Raw genomic sequence first — 20,233 nt, forward strand, 5'->3', positions numbered from 1 at the left:
CTTTGATTTTAGGATGCTCTGGGCGAGTCTGTTAACTATTGTGTCTTGTTTTTGCGGTGGTGACGGGAAGAGAGGCGCTTGAGGAGGATGGCACTTAGAAAAGCTCATGGTGAATTAGCTACTTGTCTATTTTGTTAGTGCTTTCGGCTGAGTTTTCTGCCGTCTCTTCCTGCCTCATAGTAGCTGGTTTCAATGCCTTGGGAGCTTGAGCAAGTTTAGCTCCTCTGAGGTCTCTGAGCGCGTTCACTGTTAGTTCCTCTCGATTGAAGACGATAGTGCGTGTTTTTTTATCTTCCATTTTTTTGAGATATTGTGTAACGTTCATCCAATAAAGCTTTTCGTCACTATCGCGAACTATAAGGTATACGTCATATCGATGTGACTGCCAATACTCTATATGTCGCTCCTTTTCAATTTGAAAAGTATATACTCCATCTTTTTTGCGTTTCTTCAAGTAAGAATTGCCGGATTTTAGCTGTATATAAATTTTTTCGCCGGAAGCCTCACCTTTGTGATTCCTAAATTCTATTTCTCCATCAATACCGTTATCATCGTTGGTTATTAAGCGAGGAATTTGATTAGCTTTACCGACAAGAGACATAAATTCGCCCTCAAGGATGATTCTCTTGCTGGCGTTATCGAGGTTAGCATCAATCTGCCTATCCATTTGGCGAACTTCGGTGATGAATCTGTCATCCTTGGCGAAGGTTTCTTCGATTAAATCAGACAGAGTGATCGCTGCATCGCAGTAGCTACAAGTTATCGTCGTAAGTCCCCTATCGAGACGAACCTTAACTGCTTTCCTGTCTAAAACTTCTTCTTGGCACTTTGGGCAGCGATAGATTCGTTCTCTTTTAACACTGCCATCGAGCGCTCTGCGGCGTAGATGTTCGTGGACGTACTTAAGAAACAAAATTTTGGTAGCATCGGGCACATCTACCCCAAAGAACACTGTAATCTGTCCAGTTCCTTCAGCAAGTTCCTTCAGGATAAAACCACACCTATTCACCTCGCCTTCTAAACCGTAAGGCAAAAATATTGCTGCATTCTTCCATAGTGATTCCTTCTTGAAGGCTTCACTGTAGTACAGGCGTACAACCAGTGTTGCATAGACATTCAATAGTGCGCCCTCAAATTGGTAAGTAACAGTGGAACCTTCCACATCGGGATATTTAGGCAGCTCTCGGTTAAACTGAGACGGAAATACCAACTTTCCTTCATCTAGAATGGCAAGTTCCTTTGTGATAAAAAGTTCGACAACTGATTGAAGGATAATACGTTCTTCGTTCTCTGCCTCTCGTTGTAGCGAACCAAAATTGAATTTTCCTTCTCGTGCTGCCTGCTCCTCTAGGCATCCGAGACCATCAGGTTGTTTCCGGGCAGCAATTGCCATTGCCGAAGCATAATTATCTAACAGTTCAGGTTGTAGTAAAACATAGTCGCCAAATGATAGTATCTTCACCAAGTCGTGGGCTTCTACTCGTTCAATGGCATTCCGAAAGTCTTTACCTTCAAAGTTTGCTTTGGAGACTATCCGAAACTGTTGCATAATATCCGTAGCTGTTTTTAAAATATGACCATTCTGTTTCTGATTAACAATAAAATCTTTCATCTGCTTGAGCAGATGTCCACAAAGAGTGAATGGCAAATTATCCCAATCAATAGCCTTATTAATCTGTTGCCGTAGTTCCTTAACTCCCTCGCCAGTTTTAGCAGATGTACGAAAGGCTCCTTGAAAACCTTTTTCCAATGCATCAGCATTCATCCGCTCATCAGTGACAGTGAGTATGCAGGTGTCGGTTCGTGCTGCTACAAGGTATTTCACTAAATGCTCACTGCCTTTAGCTTGTCGTAGTGCTTTGTTCCAAAAGTCAACTCGATGGTAGGGGTCAGTACGACTAGAACCATTAAAGAGGACGAACGCCACGTTAGTTTGGTCAAGAGATAACTGATGAATAAGATGAAATTCTTCCTGCCCAGCTAAATCCCAAAGTAAGATTTCACGAGTTTCCTCAATACCTTCTTTCGACTTGTGACGGGTAACCCCCAAGCTCCATACATGACGACCGTGAGTTGAGTCAGTCGCCTTGTATTCTTCTCCTGCCAAGACCATCCCCAGCGCAGTTTTCCCAACTGTCTGATCTCCAACCAAAACAACCTTGGCATTGCGATAGCGGATTGATTCAAAGCCCAGAGAAATGTTAAGCAGTCGGTTGATGTTGAGGTTCCAGACGCGGAGCTTTGCTCCCGATTCGCTGATAGTTGCTAAGACAGGTGCTGTAGGATAAAAGGCTACACCACGAGCATAAATAGAATCAGCCTGATTAGGGAAAACTTCTACCTTTTCCCAGATGTCACAACGCCAGAGCCGAATAGTCCCATCAATAGACTTTGATGAGAGAAGACAACCATCGCAGGAAAAGGAAATGCAATTGATCTGGTCAGCGTGACCTTCAAGGATACCTATTAGTTTTCCAGTTCTAAGCTCCCAAATTTGGACGATGCTGTTAGATGCTATGGCAAGATGTTGCTTGTCTGGAGACAATGCCATGCTATAAACTAAACCAATTTCGCCTTTAAGTATTCCGCGCAGTTCTCCCGTGACTGAGTCCCAAAATGAGACGATTCCACAGGATGCTGATACAAGGCTACGTCCGTCTGGTGACCACACCATACTATGGCGTAGTGCTCCCAAATCAGTTTCAAGTTTTTGGCGAAGCTTTCCAGTGTTTGTATCCCAGATCCGAATGGTTGAATCGCGAGAATTTGAAGCAAGGAATCGTCCATCTGGGGACCATTCCACCTTCCAGACTTGATCGGAGTGTCCTCTAAGTATCCGACGACGAAATTTCCCACTCTTCGTGTTCAAAAGCCGAATAGTTGTATCGCCGCAGCCCACTGCAAGAGTCTGCGCATCTGGTGACCAAGCCATACTACTTATGCTGGAATCTCGGTTCAGCTTCCAGATCGTGTTCCCATTATCTGCATCACAGATTCGGACAGTGTTGTTACTGTCAGCAATGGCAAGCATCCAACCGTCTGGAGACCACGCAATGTCAGTGATTAAGCCCTGTTGCTGCGTAAGTTGATAGCGGAGTGTGAAACCAGCGGGGATTTTTTCTTGGGTGATCTGGTTGGACATGGGCTAGTATTCCCTCGTGAGCTGTCAGAGGAGCTAGGTTGTGTTAGGACAGAGCTTTTTCAAAGCTAGAATAGCCGTCGCTACTGTACTATGGCGGTAATGATATGTTAGCTTTTGTCTTTTAAAGGTTTCGGCAAAAAGAGCAAGATAAGTGAAGTGGAAACAGATGCGATCGCATTTTCCCCACATCGCCAGGAAAGCGCGATCGCTGTTAGATGAAGACTAAGGTAATATTATTAATAGATTGGCAATCTGTCGCTTTGAGGCTGGAGCTGCTTAGATATTTAAAAAGCAGCTTCAGCCTCTTGATTGGCAGCTTGAAAGTTAATCTCAACAACAAAGTGAGCCAATCTGAAAAGTTACAAAATAAGCTATCGCTCAGATGCTCGTAGCTCCAAGAAACTCCCGCATATATTGAGTGACCAGTTGCGGTTTCTCTTGCTGCACCCAATGGCTAGAATCGGGGATGTATTTAATCGTAAAGTCTTTGACATAGGCTTCAGTTCCGTAAGTCAGTTCTTTACCAAGTGCAGTATCTTGCTCTCCCCAAATCATTAGCGTAGGAACCTGGAGAATACTCCAATCTTGACTGAGCATTCTCTGCTGAAAAAGATTGCGATAATAGTTCAGGCTGGCGGTCAGGGCACCGGGTTTTGCAGCAGCTTGTTTATAGGCATCCAGATCGGCTTTGGTGAAGGCATTCTTATCAACAGCCATACCCGTGATAGCCGTTTCAATCGATTGGTAATCGAAGGATTGTAAGAGAAATTCTGGTAGCCACGGTAGCTGAAAAAAGAAGATATAGGAACTGCGTAACAGTTGTTGGGGATTACGCATATTTTCGGCAAATTTGGCAGGGTGAGGCAGATTTAGCACAATCAACTTGTCCACCATCGTGGGGTATGAGTAGGCAAAATTCCAAGCGATCGCGCCCCCCCAGTCATGACCCACCAGCACGCAGCTAGAGTATCCGAGTCCCTGAATTACCCCTTCAACATCTTTAATAAATTCATCCATCACATAAGCCGATTGAGCTGCTGGCTTATCGCTGTCGTTATAGCCGCGCAAGTCAAGGGCGACGACTTTATAATCTTTGGCAAATTCGGGGATTAGATGCCGCCAGGAGTACCAAAATTCCGGGAACCCATGCAGCATTAGCATTAAAGGGCCTTCTCCCTGAGTGACGTAGTGCAGCTTAATTCTGTTGCTGGTGATATATTCGTGCTTCCAAGAACCCTCTAGCACAGACATAGATACCTCCTTTGCTGTTGTAGTCATGGCGGCAATTCATCGCCGATGCGGACACTATTCAGATTAACGAATCAACAGCAGAAGACGGCAGCTTCGGAAGAGATAGTTCATCAGCATTCGGTTGATCTTGCTGACGCCGATTGATGAACTGCTTTAGCACTTGCACTAAGATACGAGGCTGAAACAACGCCGTGGGTGGTTTCAGCAGGTGCAAAACTTCTATGAAAACTTGGAACGCTACGGGACTCTCAATCGTGATTAACCTCACACGATCCAGATACCGTTGCATCAATCGGGTCTTCAGATCGGGTTGACCGCCCTCGGTCGTAGGCCAGCGGAAATCCTCGCCTGTCGCCATCAGCCAAGGGATATGATTCACTTTTGCCAGTTGCTTTTGAAAGCGCCGCGTTAAACCTGTTAAATCGTCCTGAGAGTGACGCTGAAATTGCTCTTTTAAGCACTCCTCCAGGGTTAATGCAGCCATCGCCGCCGCGGTCATACCTTGACCATAGATAGGATTGAAGGAACAGACGGCATCACCTAAGACGACAAAGTTTTCTGGCAATCTGGATTGTTCGTAGTGACGCAGGCGGTTTTCTGTGCCGCGATGACAGTAGATGGGTGAAATCGGTTGGGCTTGTTTGACCACTTCGTAGAGAATGGGCGATCGCAAGCTGCGGGCAAATTCCAAAAAGCCAGCTTCGTCGCTGGGTGGATAGTCTCGACCCAAACCAGCCAGGGTGATCACAAAAGCGTCACCCTCACAGGGATAAAGCAGCCCACCGCGAGAGTTTTCCCCTGGTTTAGACCACACCACGATGGATTTCCAATCGCTTTGGAAATCCGCTGGACGTTGATACCAACGGCTGGCGTAGCCTAAAAAGGAGTTAATGACTGTCTCTTGAGGCGGTGTGTAACCTAATGCCTTTATCCACTCAGGGGTTTTGGAATTCCGTCCAGTTGCATCCACGACCAGATCGGCTGGTAGAGACGCGGAATTTTGCGTCTCTACATCTGCGGCGCTAGTGTTTTGCCCGTGGTTGTGAAATTGCACCTGTACGCCCGTTACCTTAGTTTTGCTGGTGTCGGACAACAACTCGGTTGCTTGGCTTTCTTCCAGAATGCGTACATTGCTGTAAGCAGCCAGTCGGCGGCGAATCATCCACTCCAGCAGGTTCCGACTACAGGCACGAGTCACCAGACCGGAGGGAAAGCGGGGTGCCCAGCCGCCAAAATCTAGCATGGGACAGTCTAACGTCCAGTCCAAAGCAGTAGCGCCAGCAGCCGCTAATTCAGTACCTAACCCAGGAAACAGTTGCTCTAAAATCTGCTGCCCCCGCAACAGCAGAACGTGAGCTTGGTGGGCTTGGAGTACGCCTCGGCGCGTCTCCGGTTTGTCTGCGATGCGATCGCGTTCAATAATCGTCACTTGGTTAAAGCGTTCGGCAAGCACTCGCGCTGCCAGTAGCCCAGCCATACTGCCACCGATGACAATGGCTTGTCTATTGCTGCCAACCGCCAGTTGGTGAGGGACGGACATAGACGTTTGAGTTTTTTTGGGTGATTTAGATGTATGTCAGCTTAATTTTGCTTCTGATTCTATCAGCGTCTGCTTCTCTTCTTTTTCTTGTAGCAATAGTCCTCCGAGATGAATCACTGCCAGAATCAGCGCCCCAATGGAAAGAATGTAACTATGCAACGTGTACAAATGGGCAACTGTTACCGTATTGATGGCTCCACCCCCCGTGAGGATTTCTCGGAGTAGGGAACCAATTCCAGGGACGGCTTCTACTGTGCCTAATTCGATGGTGAAACGCCAGTACCCTAACTGTGTCCAATCGAGAAGCATGGCAGTCCAACCAAGCGCGATCGCTACCAAAGTTAATAAAATTCCGCTAATCCAAGCGGTCAGCCAGCTTCGGCGAAATTTTTCACCGAGAAACATCACAACAATCGCTATCAGAGAAGCCCCAATTAATCCATTTCCAGCAATCTCATGGAGACGCTGAATTAGCCAACCATTGGGAATCTCTGATTTGATTTCCCTCAAGGAATTATAGGCTCCACCTGCGGTCGGTTCGTAATAGAAAGATAGAAGAATTCCGGTGACGGCTGCTGTCAGGCTCAAAGACAAAATTGCTACAGCCAAAATAGTAGCCAGTCGTCGAAGTACAAAAGCGTACTGCACATTGTTCATGGCTAACTCCAACCTTTTTCGGTTGAATATGTATTTATACTTATTGTATTTATTTTTTCTGATTTGAACCCAAAAAATTATTAAATTTGTGAGCAAAACGAGCAGCAAAGAGAACGCCAACGCCAAGACCCGGAACGCAATTCAGGGGATGCTCCCGTTACTGTCTCTGTAGGGTGTTAGGAAAATCCACATTCTCAGAACAAAACAGCCGATTTTCCTCACCACTGATGCTCTGCCGCCATGAATGTCTCGACAGATGCAACATCCAGAGGTCGGGAGAAAAAGTAACCTTGTCCATACTCGCATTGCAGGGTTCTGAGTTGGGCAAGTTGCTCTGCTGTTTCTACTCCTTCTGCCACCACATCCAAACCCAAGTTGTGAGCCAGTGTGATAATGGTACGGACAATCTCCCAATTCTCGCTATCACTGCTCATTCTACCGACGAAAGAGCGGTCAATTTTCAACGTATCAATCGGAAATCGGTGCAGATAACTTAAAGATGAATAACCCGTGCCGAAGTCATCAATATAGAGTTGGACGCCTAGTTTTTTCAATTGTAAGAGGGTCGCGATCGCAGATTCAGCATTTTCCATCACGGCGCTTTCAGTGATTTCTAACCGCAAACAGCCAGGATCTAAACCTGTTTCTTCTAAAATCTGATGGATTGCTTGAGCGAGATGAGGTTGCGTAAACTGTTTGCTCGATAGATTTACGCTAATAGTTAATGGTTGATGGTTGATGGTTAATGGTTTGTTGCCAGGAACACCGGATGATGAATCATTAACAAGTTGTTTTTGCCATACATACATCTGACGGCACGCTTCCTGTAATACCCACCAACCGATAGGAACGATTAGTCCAGTTTCTTCTGCTACTGGAATAAACTCAGCTGGAGAAATCAAACCGCGTTCTGGATGCTGCCAGCGCGCTAGAGCTTCAAATCCAGTAATTTGACCTGTGGAGAGCGAAACAATGGGCTGGTAGTGAAGTAGAAACTCTTGGCGATTAACAGCCTGCCTCAAGTCAGTTACTAACTGCAAAAGTTCCACAGCGCGAGTGTGCATCGTCATGTCGAAGACCTCATGACGCGCTCTACCCAATGCCTTAGCACGATACATGGCAATGTCGGCATCGCGTAAGAGGTCTTGCGGCTGGTGAGAATCTGTAGTGTTAAAGGCAATGCCAATACTGGCACTGGTAAAGACTTCCTGCCCGTTTAGGTTAAAAGGTAAAGCGAGTTCATTTTGAATTTGGTTCGCAACGCGGGTGGCGTCACTCACATCTTGAATATCTTCTAGAAGAATCGTGAACTCATCTCCCCCAAGACGGGCAACCATATCTCCAGGACGCAGACACCTCTGGAGCCTGTAAGCGATTTCGACAAGTAGTTGATCGCCGGTTGTATGTCCAAGGCTGTCATTGATCACCTTAAAGCGATCGAGATCCAGAAACAGTACAGCAAACAAGTAATCTTGACGCCGTTTTGTCAGCTCAACCAAATGTCCGAGTCGCTCCATGAATAGAGCGCGGTTGGCTAAACCTGTCAGCTTATCGTGAAAGGCATCGTGGATTAATAGATCCTCTACCAGTTTGCGATCGCTAATATCTGTGGCAACACCCAGCACTTGTCGGGCTTTCCCATCTGGTGAGACTAGAGATTTCTTGGTGGTTTGAAACCAACGCACGTTGCCTGTAGAGTCGGTGAGGGTCTCCTCAGAAATGATTTTTTCCGTTTCTCCTATTATCACTTCTCTGTCATCAGAGAGAAACCGTTCTACTTCCTCAAAATTCGGATTGAAATCTGCATCGGTTTTGCCAAGCAAATTTTCAACGGTTGTTCCATAAATACTTGCTAATGCTTTGTTAACCAGAGTAAATTTTCCGTCCCAGTCTTTGACAAAAATTAAATTTGGGGTGGAGTCAATCACATTGCGAAGAAACTCTTGTTGTACTCTAAGTGCTTCTTCCGCTTGCTTGCGGCTGGTAATATCTCGGCTCACAGCGAGGAGACATTGCTGATTGTCAAAGTCAATAATCTCTGCTGATAGTAATGCCACACGCGCCTCACCTGATTTTGTAAGGAAGGTAAATTCTATGTTGCGAACAGACCCTTCCTCCAGCAATATCTGCTTCATGCGATCGCGCTGCTCCTGATTTGCCCAAATCTTCAGCTCAACTGTGGTGCGACCGATGATTTCTTCGCGGGTATAACCAGTAATGTTTAGCAAGCTATCGTTGACTTCAACAAGGCGTCCCTCTGCCAGCGTACTGATAGTGATTGCGTCAGGAGTGGAACGGAAGGCTTTAAAGAATCTCTCTTCTGATGCCCGCCGTGCCGCTTCTGCTCGCTGGCGCTCTTCCATTTCGGCTTGTAATGTCCGATTCGCTTTTTCTAGCTCTTGGGTTCGTTCCCAAACCCGATTTTCTAGCTTTTCGTGCGCTTTCTGGAGTGCGGTTTCTGTCCGCTGGCGCTCAATGGCAATTCCTGCTAAGTTTGTCGCTATTTCAATCAGTTGTAAATCATAGGAATTAGGGGTGCAAGGCTGGGAGTCGTACATGGCAAAAGTACCCAACACCTTGCCATCCGAATTAAGAATTGGTGTAGACCAACAAGCTCGCAGTTCGTTGCTCAACGCTAACTCGCGGTAATCTTGCCACAACGGATCGATGGCAATATCTGAAACAATCACGGGTTCCTTCCAATAGGCAGCTGTCCCGCAAGAAACAACACGCGACCCAATGGCGATTCCGTCAAGGGCACGATTATAGCTTTCTGGAAGACTAGGTGCTGCGGCGTGGCGGAGATTGCGCCCATTTTCATCCAGAAGTAGAACGGAACATCGCATTTTACTGGAATGTTTCTCAATATTGCGGCATAAGACGTTCAGGACGCTATTGAGAGAGTCTCCTCTAGCAATCATTTCCAGTACACGCTTCTGACTAGCTAAGAGACTTTCTGCTTGCAAGCGCTCAGCGATCGCTTGTCGCATATTTACTAAATTACGTCTTAGTTCTAGTTGCGCTACGACCTGACGACTCAGTGATAAGAGGGCTTCTTGCTGCTCAGGCTTGAGTTGACGCGGCACAAAGTCGATCGCGCACAGCGTTCCCAGCGCATAACCGGCGGGTGTGATTAAAGGCGCACCTGCATAAAAGCGGATATTGGGGTCAGTCGTTACCAAAGGGTTCGTGGCAAACCGTTGGTCGGCTAATGCATCTGAGATGATAAACAAATCGGTTTGCAGAATAGCATGGGAGCAAAAGGCGATATCTCGCGGTGTTTCTGATACTTCCACACCGACTTTTGACTTGAACCACTGCCGATTCGCATCGACGAGGCTGATCAGCGCAATCGGTGTTCCGCAAATATGTGCAGCCACACGAGCTAGATCGTCGAAAGCCTGTTCGGGAGCCGTATCAAGAATCTCATACTGCTGGAGGGCTTTCAGCCTTCCTGCTTCATGGCTAGGCATAGGCGCTTTCACGCAGGATATTTCTCCAGATTCGATGCTTGCGACATTTTTGCTGGCACTAGCTTTGGTTATTTTTTGGGATATAGCTTCAAATATACCTATCCGGCTCAGATTTACCATATTCTGTTTTTCCTCAGCTAGGTTAGTTATATTTATATTCGTAACTTTTACTTTTACCTTAATTTACATAGGTTCTTTAGGGATCTAAGTCACAAACAATTCGTTTGTCTGTCACAAATTACCTTAAGAAGTTTTTAATCTTATTAATTTTTAGACGTAGAAAGTTAGTCTGTATATGAGATTACAGAGATTCTGGATGAAATTAATTTATTTACAATTTTATCGATATAAAAAATGCCCATCATTTAAGTTTTTTCATTACATCTGGAGCAATTACAAAATTTGGGAACCGGGAAAATACGGGTGTTCTCTTGTTTCCAGCAGAGAGTTTCCTATTTCTTCAGGATTTCTACGGATCTAAACACAGGGCAGATGGCTTCACAAAAGCAGGCTGCCGACTGGTCTGGTGAATTGGAATTTCGATGGTAAATTCTACCCCTTGTCCCGCTGCGGAAATACATTTTAATTGACCACCGTGTTTTTCTACAATCTGATAACTAATGGATAACCCCAACCCCGTGCCTTTGCCGATGCTTTTTGTGGTAAAGAACGGATCGAACACTCGTTGCTGCACCTCTTGACTCATACCAGGGCCGTTATCAGCGATGTAGATTGCTACCTGATTGGTGTTTAGCATTTGAGTATGAATCCGAATCGTAGGTAATTGTTCATGGGTACTTTCTTCCCCATGATTCACAACCCATGACCCATTCCCGATTGCCTCTTCGAGGGCATCAATTGCATTGCTGAGAATATTCATAAACACTTGGTTGAGCTGACCTGGGTAGCACTCGACTAGCGGCAACTTGCCATACTCTTTGACCAGTTGAATGCCTAAAGTGCCTCCGACTTGTTTCAAGCGATGCTGCAAAATCAGCAAAGTGTTTTCAATTCCCTCATGAATATCAACGCTTTTCATTTCCGCTTCATCCAGTCGAGAGAAGTTTCGCAGCGACAAGACAATTTGACGGATGCGTTCTGCCCCCACCTTGATCGATGCCAGCAGCTTTGGGAGGTCGTTCTTCATAAATTGGAAATCGCTCATCTCTAGAAGGGCTTGAATTTCAGGAACCGGATGAGGATAGTGTTTCTCGTAGAGGGACAGCAGGTTGAGCAGTTCCTGAGTATAGTCGCTGATGTGGGTGATATTACCGTAGATGAAGTTGACTGGGTTATTAATTTCGTGAGCAACTCCGGCGACTAACTGCCCCAAACTGGACATTTTTTCGCTCTGAACGAGCTTCGCTTGGGTTTGTTGAAGTTCTCGAAAAGCTTGTTCTAGCTGGTTTGTTTGTTGTCTCAATTGCGCTTCCGATTGCCGTAAGGCTTCCTCGGCGGCTTTACGTTCGGTAATGTCGGTAATCATTCCTAAGACACCGATGTATTGTCCTGTTTGATCGAAGATGGGATTTGTAGCAACAATCGCCCACAAGTTACAGCCATCTTTACGGGTGAATTTAAAGTCATGTTGTTCTTTAATTCCTTGGCGGCGACGTTCCATCTGAGCGATCGCGATCGCCTGACCTTCTTCATCCATGAATGCAAATAAAGTCTGACCTAGCATCTCAGGGATGGTATAGCCTAGCATTTGGGCCATCTGATTGTTCGCAAAAGATGTATTGCCTGCGGTGTCGAGAACCCAGATTCCCTCAGTCGTGGTTTCGACAATGCGACGATATTGCGCTTCGCTTTCCCGTAACGCCGCTTCTGTCTGCTGGCGTTCGACAATTTCCTGTTGTAACAAGATGTTGGCAGATTGTAGCGCCGCAGTCCTTTCTTCAACTCGTCTTTCTAACTCTAATGTGAGTTTTCGTAGTTCTTCTTCAGTGGCTTGGCGCTCGGCAATTTCCTTTTCTAGTGTGTTGTTGGCAGTTTCCAATAGCGCTGGACTAGGAAATGCAAGTGCTTGAGGAATTAAGGGCATTAGCATCAACGCCGTATACACAGAAACCCCAGCCGTAAAGGCTTTCAAGAATCCTGATAACCAATAATACGGATGCCACAGCGTCGCCACCTCTGCTAGATGCGTCGTACCGCACGCAACAATGAACGTTCCAAACAACAGGAATATCCCATAAAAGGGCATATCTCGCCTTTTGGAGACAAAATATACCAGCATGATTGGAATCGAATAATAAGCGACTGCGATCAAAATATCAGATGTAATGTGCAGCCACACTAATCCAGGCTTCCACAGGTAACAATGCCCGTGGGGAATAAAATCTTTTGACAAAAAATTTTGCACAAATTTTAGCATCAAGATTTATGGCTGTAATAGTTTTTACATTTAATATTCAATTTGTATCTTATCTTGGAATATTTCATATATTTGTTGATTTTCATGAATAAGGTAACAATTTGCTTACAATTTGTGCAAACAATCGACTTTGACTATTTATGTGTTAATCGACAGATTTCAGAGAAATTACGGATAGCTAGCAGGTCATCTAGACAGCAACTATCAGTTTATTTTTAGGCAGAAGACTTTTGACTAGAAATCTTTGTCGCTAACCCCCTGACACAGCATTAGCTGGAGATACCGTCTACTGTAAAATTTCGGATCTTTTATTACTTTGTAAGCGATCGCATCCATAGACAAGAAGCAATCGATGAAAATCGATGTAAAATCGCAGATGGTCTAGAATCCGGTTTTCTGCAAAAAAAGAAGTTAAAAAGCCGCTAAAATCATCACTGTGCCGCTGGTTGAGGAGAGAATGCGGGTGGAATATCAATTACAAGTAGAACAAGTGGTGGAAACGCTTAAAAATGATCTACCCATGCTTTTTGAAAGAGATATTTCCTACGACATTTATACACAGGATATCTATTTTGAAGATCCAGTGAATAAATTTAAATGGAAATTCAACTATCGGATTATCTTTTGGACGCTGCGATTTCACGCACAGCTATTTTTTACAGAAATATTTTTCGATCTTCATGATGTAGCGCAGATAGACGAAGAGACGATTAGGGCGAATTGGACTGTACGCGGTGTTTTGCGCCTTCCGTGGAAACCTCGCCTATTTTTTAATGGCTACTCTACGTATAAACTTAATAAAGATGGTTTAATTTACAATCACATAGATACATGGGATCGCAAACCCAGCGAGATTTTGAAGCAGTTCCTAGAAAAGTGAGGAAATATCTAAGCTCAAATTTAAATGAATGCCTTGATTTTATAAATTATTTTGATAAAAATAATTTATAGATTTTATGAAGCTTGAACGAGAGAATTAATTGCCTCTACTTTAGAGCCACAATTACTTGAATAAAGCGTAACAGCAAAGGTTGTTCCCACTCCAATTTCACTGTTTACTGAAATTTTTCCACCGTGTAAATCTACACAATTTTTTACGATAGAAAGTCCTAATCCAGTACCCGGAATCGTCCCCACATTATCAGCTCGATGAAAAGATTCAAATAACCGTGTTCTGGCTTCGGGAGGAATGCCGATTCCTTTATCTCGGATGGAAAAAAGTGCTGTTCCTTGTTCGCAAACTAAGTCGAACTGAATATTGCCGCCTTTCGGGGAATACTTGATGGCATTTGAAAGCAAATTCGTAAAAATTTGCCGAAGCAACTTTTCATCCATACAAAAATGGGTACTTTGACCTTGACAAGCGAAAGCGATCGCGTGTTGCTTGCTAATTGTCACTTGGATATCTTCCACGAGGTCGTGACAGAACTTTTCTAAATCTAAAGGTGCTGGATTAAAGGCAAGCTTCTTGGCTTCGGCTTTACCAATAAACAACACATCATCTAATAGATGGGTCATATTCTTGGCAGCTGCTTGAATGCGAGCAAAATACTCGCGTTTTTTTTCTTCACTTGCTTGATGTGGGAAACGTTCTAGTAATCTGGCAGATAGAATGATGATGCTCAACGGGGTGCGAAATTCGTGGGATACGGTGGTAACAAAGCGAGAACGCAGTTCGCAGAGTTCCCGTTCTTTTTCCATCGCATTCCGTATTTCAGCATCAGCTCGTTTCCGCTCGGTGATGTCTTCAACCATGCCTAATTCATAGAGGATTTCTCCAATTTCATTCCGGATTACCGTTACCGTTAACTTCACCCAGCAAATTTCTTGGTTTTTCTTGATATAACGTTTCTCAAGCTGATAGCTGTCTATGTCTCCCTGAATGATTTGCTTGAGATAAGGCGTTTCTATTTCCAAATCTTCAGGATGGTTAATATCAAAAAGGTCAAGGTTTGTCAGTTCTGACTCCGTGTAACCCAAAATTTCACAAAAGGCTCGATTTACCATGAAAAACCGATAGTCAGGTTTTCTGACTAAGGTGATACCGATAGGAGCATCATCAAAAACTCGACGAAATCTTTCTTCGCTCTCGCGCCGTGCTGCTTCTGCACGCTGGCTTAGCGCAGCGTGTCGCAGGCTTTGGCTAATTTCGTCCCGGAGTTGCTCGTTGACCTGTTGTAATTCTGCTGTACGCTCTTCTACTCTCTTTTCTAGTTCTTCGTTGGCTTCTTTTAGGGCGGCGGCTGCCCACTTTTGACTGGTAATATCTCTGACAGTGCTGAGGATTGCATCCACACTGGCATCTGGATTATGGATGGGGGTGATATTGTACTCGTAGTGCCTGAAACCCTCGATGGCGGGAAGGTAAGCTTCGCCAGTCATCGGTTGCCCAGTAGAAAATACTGTCTGATGGTGCGCTTCAATTGACCCCATATTTTCCGGTTGCAAGCCGAGTTCTTGCCATGTCTTCCCCACTATGTCACTACGCTGGAACCCCAGTGCCTTGGCACCTGCAACGCTAGTATCGGCATATTTTCCCGCTCTATCGATCAGATAAATCTGATCTGGAGAAGCTGAGAGAATTTGGTCGAGGTTTGTGGATTGTTGCTTAACTTGGGCGGTGAGTTGTTGTAGTTCTAACTCAACGGCTTTATGCTCGGTGATATCTTTGGCAACTGCATAGAAGCATCCATTTTGATGCGGTAACGTTCTCCAAGACAGCCATCGATAGCTGCCATCCTGGCAGAGATAGCGATTTTCAAAATGAGCGATCGCATTGTCAGCAGATTCTCCGGATGCGGTTAGCGTTGCATTAACATCATCTGGATGGACAAATTCAATCCAAGGGCGCGACATCAATTCTTCCAGCGTCCAGCCCAAAACGCTCTCCCAGGCGGGGTTGAGTTTCTGGAAGTACCTATCTTGCCCGCAAATGCCTAAGAGATCGAGGGACAGGTTAAAAAATGCATTGAGTTCGGACTCTGCTTTCGCCAGCGGCTCAGTCGGTTCGCTTGGATGCTTGGGATTGTTCACAGTAGCCCTCTTGGATGTTTACTCCCCGTTATCTTTTATTAGTATTCCCATCGCTTCCGACAAATAATGCAGAGTATTCATCCCAATTCTTACAAAATTTTGCATTTTGTTTTTAGAATCCCAATTTATGTATTTACTCGGAAGCGATCGCGGATTTTCTGCCACTTCCTAAGTTTAAGAAGCTGAAGCATTGCGGTATACGCTGAGCATGTAAGTGTAAATCTTCAAAAACCCGGATTTTGTAGGAACTGAAGTTATCTCCCTCCGGGATTTTACGTTTAGTTTTACGAGATGTTTCGCTGCTAGGTGGCTGCATCAAAAGAGCGCGATCGCGTCCACTCCTGATAATCTAATCAAGTTATTCTCTTTTGAGGTTCTGGCAACCGCAAAAATCTATGCATCAAGATAAACGTCAGGCTTACTGGCGAGCCAATACTGCTTTAATTCGGAATCTTTTGATCGTTTGGGCGCTAGTATCCCTCGTTTTTAGCATTCTGTTAGTTGAGCCATTGAATGCGGTGCGTTTTGGTAACGTTCCTCTCGGCTTTTGGATGGCACAGCAGGGTTCTATTTTTGTCTTTGTAGGGCTGATTTTCATCTACGCCGTGCAGATGGACAAGCTCGATCGCAAATACGATATCGATGAGTGAGGGAAAGAATGTCAGTTGAAATCTGGACTATTTTATTGGTTAGTCTTTCTTTCATTGGGTACCTCTACATCGGTTGGCAGTCACGCGTTAAAGAAAGTGCAGGCTTTTTCGTGGCGGGACGTGGAGTCCCACCCATCGCCAACGGTGCAGCAACAGCAGCAGATTGGATGTCGGCGGCGTCGTTTATCTCAATGGCAGGGTTGATTTCCTTCTTGGGTTACGACGGCTCGATCTATCTGATGGGTTGGACGGGTGGCTATGTTCTGCTAGCGTTGTTGCTGGCTCCCTATTTGCGAAAGTTCGGTAAATATACGGTGCCGGACTTTGTGGGCGATCGCTATTACTCCAATGTCGCCCGTTTAGTGGCAGTTGTGGCGGCAGTTTTTGTTTCCATGACCTACGTCGCTGGACAGATGCGGGGAGTGGGAATTGTGTTCAGCCGCTTCTTGCAGGTGGATGTAAGCACTGGCGTGATCATTGGGATGGTGATTGTCGGCTTTTTCTCCGTTTTAGGGGGAATGAAGGGGATTACCTGGACTCAGGTGGCACAGTACGGCGTGTTGATTATTGCCTACTTGATTCCCGCGATCGCGATCGCCATGCTGCTCACCGGCAACCCGATCCCCCAACTGGCGTTCCCTTTTAGCGATATTGTCCCGAAATTAAACCAAATCCAGGTTGACCTCGGTTTTCAGGAATACACCAAACCGTTTGTCAACAAGTCGATGCTGGATGTTTTGTTTACTACCATTGCTTTGATGGTGGGAACGGCGGGACTGCCTCATGTCATCGTGCGCTTTTACACAGTTCCTGATGTCCGTGCGGCGCGTTACTCAGCGGGTTGGGCGCTGCTATTTATCGCGATACTCTACACGAGCGCTCCTGCACTTGCAACGTTTGCCCGTTATAACCTGATCGACAGTTTGCACAACCAGACGATTCAGGAAATTCATCAACTCGACTGGGTGAACAAGTGGGAAAATACCAAGCTGCTTACCTTTGAAGATAAGAACGGGGATGGGCGGATTCAGCTAACGCCCGATAAAGCCACCAGCGAGATCGGCATCGATCCGGATATTATCGTTCTCTCAACACCGGAGGTGGCAAAACTCGCTCCTTGGGTGATCGGCTTGGTGGCGACGGGAGGATTAGCGGCGGCGCTATCTACGGCATCCGGCTTGCTTTTGGTAATCTCCAGTGCGGTTGCTCACGATATCTACTACCGCATCATTAATCCCGGTGCGTCAGAATCGCTACGGGTAATGGTGGGTCGAATTATGGTCGGGTTTGCGATCGCAATTGCCGGATACTTCGGCATCAATCCCCCCGGTTTTGTGGCGCAGGTGGTGGCTTTTGCCTTTGGTTTAGCCGCAGCCAGCTTTTTCCCAGTCATCATTTTAGGTATCTTCGACAAACGGACAAATCGGGAAGGCGCGATCGCCGGGATGTTAGTCGGTCTTATCTTTACCATTTCCTACATTGCGGGTGTCAAATTTTATGGGATGCCACCCTGGTTTTTCGGCGTTTCTGCTGAGGGAATTGGCACCTTGGGCATGGCGATCAATTTTGTTGTCACCTGGGTTGTTTCGCGTCTAACTCCGCCACCGCCGCTGGAAATACAGGAAATGGTGGAAGAGTTACGCACGCCAGGTGGGGAACCAGTCGCTTCGTCAAGCCATTAATCCTCGTTTGGATTTTAGATTTAGGGGTTGGGACGACCAAACAAGCGCCGCAACATAACTTCAAAATTGGCACAAGCGGCAGATCTACAACAAAATGGTATAAATCAACACACAGGTAGGGGTGATTCATCAATCGCCCCTTTTTTGTAGGCTGGTGGAGTAATTTTTTGAGACCCGCTACATAGATGCGATCGCTCTACAGGTCTACTAACGCTAGCTCTACAGGTTTACCAACTTATACCCATTCATTTTACTGGCGCTACACTTACGATTTTCTTTTTGCTCCCTTGTGAAGAAGGTTGGGATTTCTGATGGCTAGCATCACAAGGAAAAATTAGTATTGAAGTAAGTTCCACCATCCCGCTTTAAACAGGTAGCCCTCTAGAGCCACTACCAAGTTTCCGTTTATTTCCGATACTTCCGAGAGAAAACTCGATAACCCTTCCCATCCATACTATCCGACGGAGAGAGGCTATCCTCCTCCATATTTACTAAATCGAATTGAACATTTTCTGTATAAATTGTTAAAGTAATTCTGATTACTTCTAAAAAGTTAATCACCCAAGAGCATTCTTCTTGCGAATATTCTTCATAGTATTGAATCAATTTAGCCAAACAAACTTCTAAATGAGTCCGAGTGGGAGGACAAATTAGAATAATTTTCAGCAGTAGGATTGCTAGAGTAACCGATTTTCCTTCAGAAGCTAATGAAACGAACAGAGAAGAAGGTTCTCCATTATTCTTGATCGTTAAACATTCAATTACCCGTTTACAGGTTTTAATCAGCAGAAGGCTATTGATCTCTTCTTCATCAGCCTCTTTATAGATAAATTCTAATATTTTCCACAAATTAGTTTTTAAAGTCTCTACCTGACCTTGACTTTCAGTCGAATAAAATAAATATTTTAGCAAGCCTTGTTTAAAATGCTTGTATTTCAATTCTTTGGTTTGTTTTAAAAAAATATTTGCAATGTTTTCATAGCTAAACATTCCGCGTCTGGCGATAACTTTTTTAACTAAACGGAGTGCTTGATCGCCCAAAGCCGTAGGATTTTGGTTTTTCTTATTGTTAAATCCCCTAGACTCAGAATGAGCTGTATACATTGCCAGATCAAACTTAAACTGGTCTTTCAACTGCTTTGATAAGCCTTTAGCAGCTTGGCGTTGTTCTTCAGAATTTTTCTTATTAACATACTGAGGCGCTAACAAATAAGATGTATAACGGCTCTTCCAATGGTCTTGCTCTCGATTTTCATATCTAGAAACAAATAGCTTAAGTTCCTCATAATCTTGGCTATTAACGAAATCTGCAAGCCAAGCCTTTAGACATTTTACACTTGGAGATGAGATGCTATCACAGTTAGCAGAATTAGAAATTAATTGAATTAAATCTTTTAAGGCTTGGTAGTGGCGAGCCAATATCCAGTTATTGAGAAGAATATAACAAGAACGCTTTAATGTATTTTTAAATTCTTCTTCACTTTTAGAATCAACAATTGTTTTAAGTGCTTGCAGATGTGCTGAACCAATCGCCTTGACTGGATTAATAAATAAAGTTTTAAACTCATACAGAACTAAATCTGGTGCCCATTGTTTAACAATGTCCAAAAAAAACTGACAAATTATTTCCTGAGGATCTGGAATCTTCGGCACCAGCTTGTTTGAATTAATGAGTGGTTCAGTCTGATGAGTATCTAATAAGACATCCTTAAGTGTGGATGTCTTAAGAACTCTTGAGTGCTTACTGGTTGCTTGAACTTGCATTGCGCTATCGAGAATTCTTTATTCTAAATGTAAACTTTTTCTTTAGAGGATTTGGTGATTGAAAACCTTGATAGCGTATGATAGTCGCCTCATGACTTAGTGAGGCTGGATACTGCATGAATGTGACGCCTGTCACGCAGACGTCACATTCATGCGGGTAGCAAGTTTGTACACAGCGCGCTTTTTAGCATGATTGCCGCCCGTACAGGACTTCTCAGCCTACATCAAGAAGCGGGTGAATGCTGAGTAGTATGCTCTTTCATCTGATTAAGGCGCGGGGTATCATCTATGTCAAAGTATGTCAAAGGCAATGACCATAGAACTACCAATCTCTTTACCCCTAGAAACCGTACTATCTTAACAGGGTGCCCGAAAAGTATGGCAGGTAGGCATTGCTCGCCTAATTTCATGCAACGTCAAAGCAAAAAAAATCCCGACTTCCTATAGCAGCCGGAGTTCTGAAAGGCTGGCATCTTCCAACTGAAATTAGGATTGCGATAAGAGAACGCTTGAAAAATCTATTGATACAGTTATTAGTTTTTATATTTTTAAATTGATTTTTTATCTTTAAAAAAAATTAATTTAAAGGATAAGTCACGTTTATAGCAACGATTAGAAAAAGTTAATGTAAAGACGGAATGTTGAAGAAGCATTTTCGGGACTC

Annotated in this window: 11 protein-coding genes; 3 read left to right on the forward strand and 8 right to left on the reverse strand. The window is 44.7% G+C overall.

Annotated features, from left to right (window positions below; translation table 11 throughout):
* Window positions 1-118: 118 nt before the first annotated feature.
* From NC994_RS14100 to NC994_RS14125, 6 genes are all read right to left on the reverse strand, one after another.
* Window positions 119-3,142, reverse strand: coding sequence for a DUF4365 domain-containing protein (locus tag NC994_RS14100; protein ID WP_190435696.1), 3,024 nt, complete (start codon window positions 3,140-3,142; stop codon window positions 119-121).
* A 378-nt stretch (window positions 3,143-3,520) separates the two neighbouring features.
* Complete coding sequence (locus NC994_RS14105) at window positions 3,521-4,393, reverse strand: alpha/beta hydrolase (protein WP_190435699.1); 873 nt, start codon at window positions 4,391-4,393, stop codon at window positions 3,521-3,523.
* A 58-nt stretch (window positions 4,394-4,451) separates the two neighbouring features.
* A complete protein-coding gene (locus NC994_RS14110; protein ID WP_190435702.1) occupies window positions 4,452-5,933 on the reverse strand; it encodes an FAD-dependent monooxygenase in 1,482 nt (493 codons plus the stop codon).
* Between the two features lie 36 nt (window positions 5,934-5,969).
* Window positions 5,970-6,590: a cytochrome b N-terminal domain-containing protein gene (locus NC994_RS14115; RefSeq protein WP_190429372.1), complete on the reverse strand. Its 621-nt coding sequence runs from the start codon at window positions 6,588-6,590 to the stop codon at window positions 5,970-5,972.
* A 218-nt stretch (window positions 6,591-6,808) separates the two neighbouring features.
* Complete coding sequence (locus tag NC994_RS14120) at window positions 6,809-10,183, reverse strand: EAL domain-containing protein (RefSeq protein WP_190667765.1); 3,375 nt, start codon at window positions 10,181-10,183, stop codon at window positions 6,809-6,811.
* A 349-nt stretch (window positions 10,184-10,532) separates the two neighbouring features.
* Entirely contained in the window at window positions 10,533-12,416 is a 1,884-nt protein-coding gene (locus NC994_RS14125; RefSeq protein ID WP_347276944.1) for a PAS domain S-box protein, read from the reverse strand.
* Between the two features lie 481 nt (window positions 12,417-12,897).
* On the opposite strand from NC994_RS14125, the gene NC994_RS14130 reads away from it, so the two are divergent.
* Window positions 12,898-13,320 carry a DUF2358 domain-containing protein gene (locus NC994_RS14130; protein WP_190435774.1) on the forward strand — a complete coding sequence of 141 codons (423 nt, stop codon included), beginning with the start codon at window positions 12,898-12,900 and terminating at the stop codon, window positions 13,318-13,320.
* A 74-nt stretch (window positions 13,321-13,394) separates the two neighbouring features.
* Here NC994_RS14130 and NC994_RS14135 read toward each other — a convergent pair whose 3' ends face one another.
* A complete protein-coding gene (locus tag NC994_RS14135) occupies window positions 13,395-15,473 on the reverse strand; it encodes a PAS domain-containing sensor histidine kinase (protein ID WP_190435707.1) in 2,079 nt (692 codons plus the stop codon).
* 395 nt (window positions 15,474-15,868) lie between these two features.
* On the opposite strand from NC994_RS14135, the gene NC994_RS14140 reads away from it, so the two are divergent.
* Together NC994_RS14140 and NC994_RS14145 are read left to right on the forward strand one after the other, a co-directional pair.
* Window positions 15,869-16,123: a DUF4212 domain-containing protein gene (locus NC994_RS14140; protein WP_190413482.1), complete on the forward strand. Its 255-nt coding sequence runs from the start codon at window positions 15,869-15,871 to the stop codon at window positions 16,121-16,123.
* Between the two features lie 8 nt (window positions 16,124-16,131).
* Window positions 16,132-17,805, forward strand: coding sequence for a sodium:solute symporter family protein (locus NC994_RS14145; protein WP_190435710.1), 1,674 nt, complete (start codon window positions 16,132-16,134; stop codon window positions 17,803-17,805).
* 405 nt (window positions 17,806-18,210) lie between these two features.
* Here the strand turns inward: NC994_RS14145 and NC994_RS14150 are convergent, their stop codons facing one another.
* On the reverse strand, window positions 18,211-19,569 hold the full coding sequence (locus NC994_RS14150) for a hypothetical protein (RefSeq protein WP_190435712.1): 1,359 nt from the start codon (window positions 19,567-19,569) through the stop codon (window positions 18,211-18,213).
* Window positions 19,570-20,233: the final 664 nt, after the last annotated feature.

The organism is Trichocoleus sp. AS-A1 (assembly GCF_039962015.1).
Taxonomy (GTDB): Bacteria; Cyanobacteriota; Cyanobacteriia; order Cyanobacteriales; family FACHB-T130; genus FACHB-T130.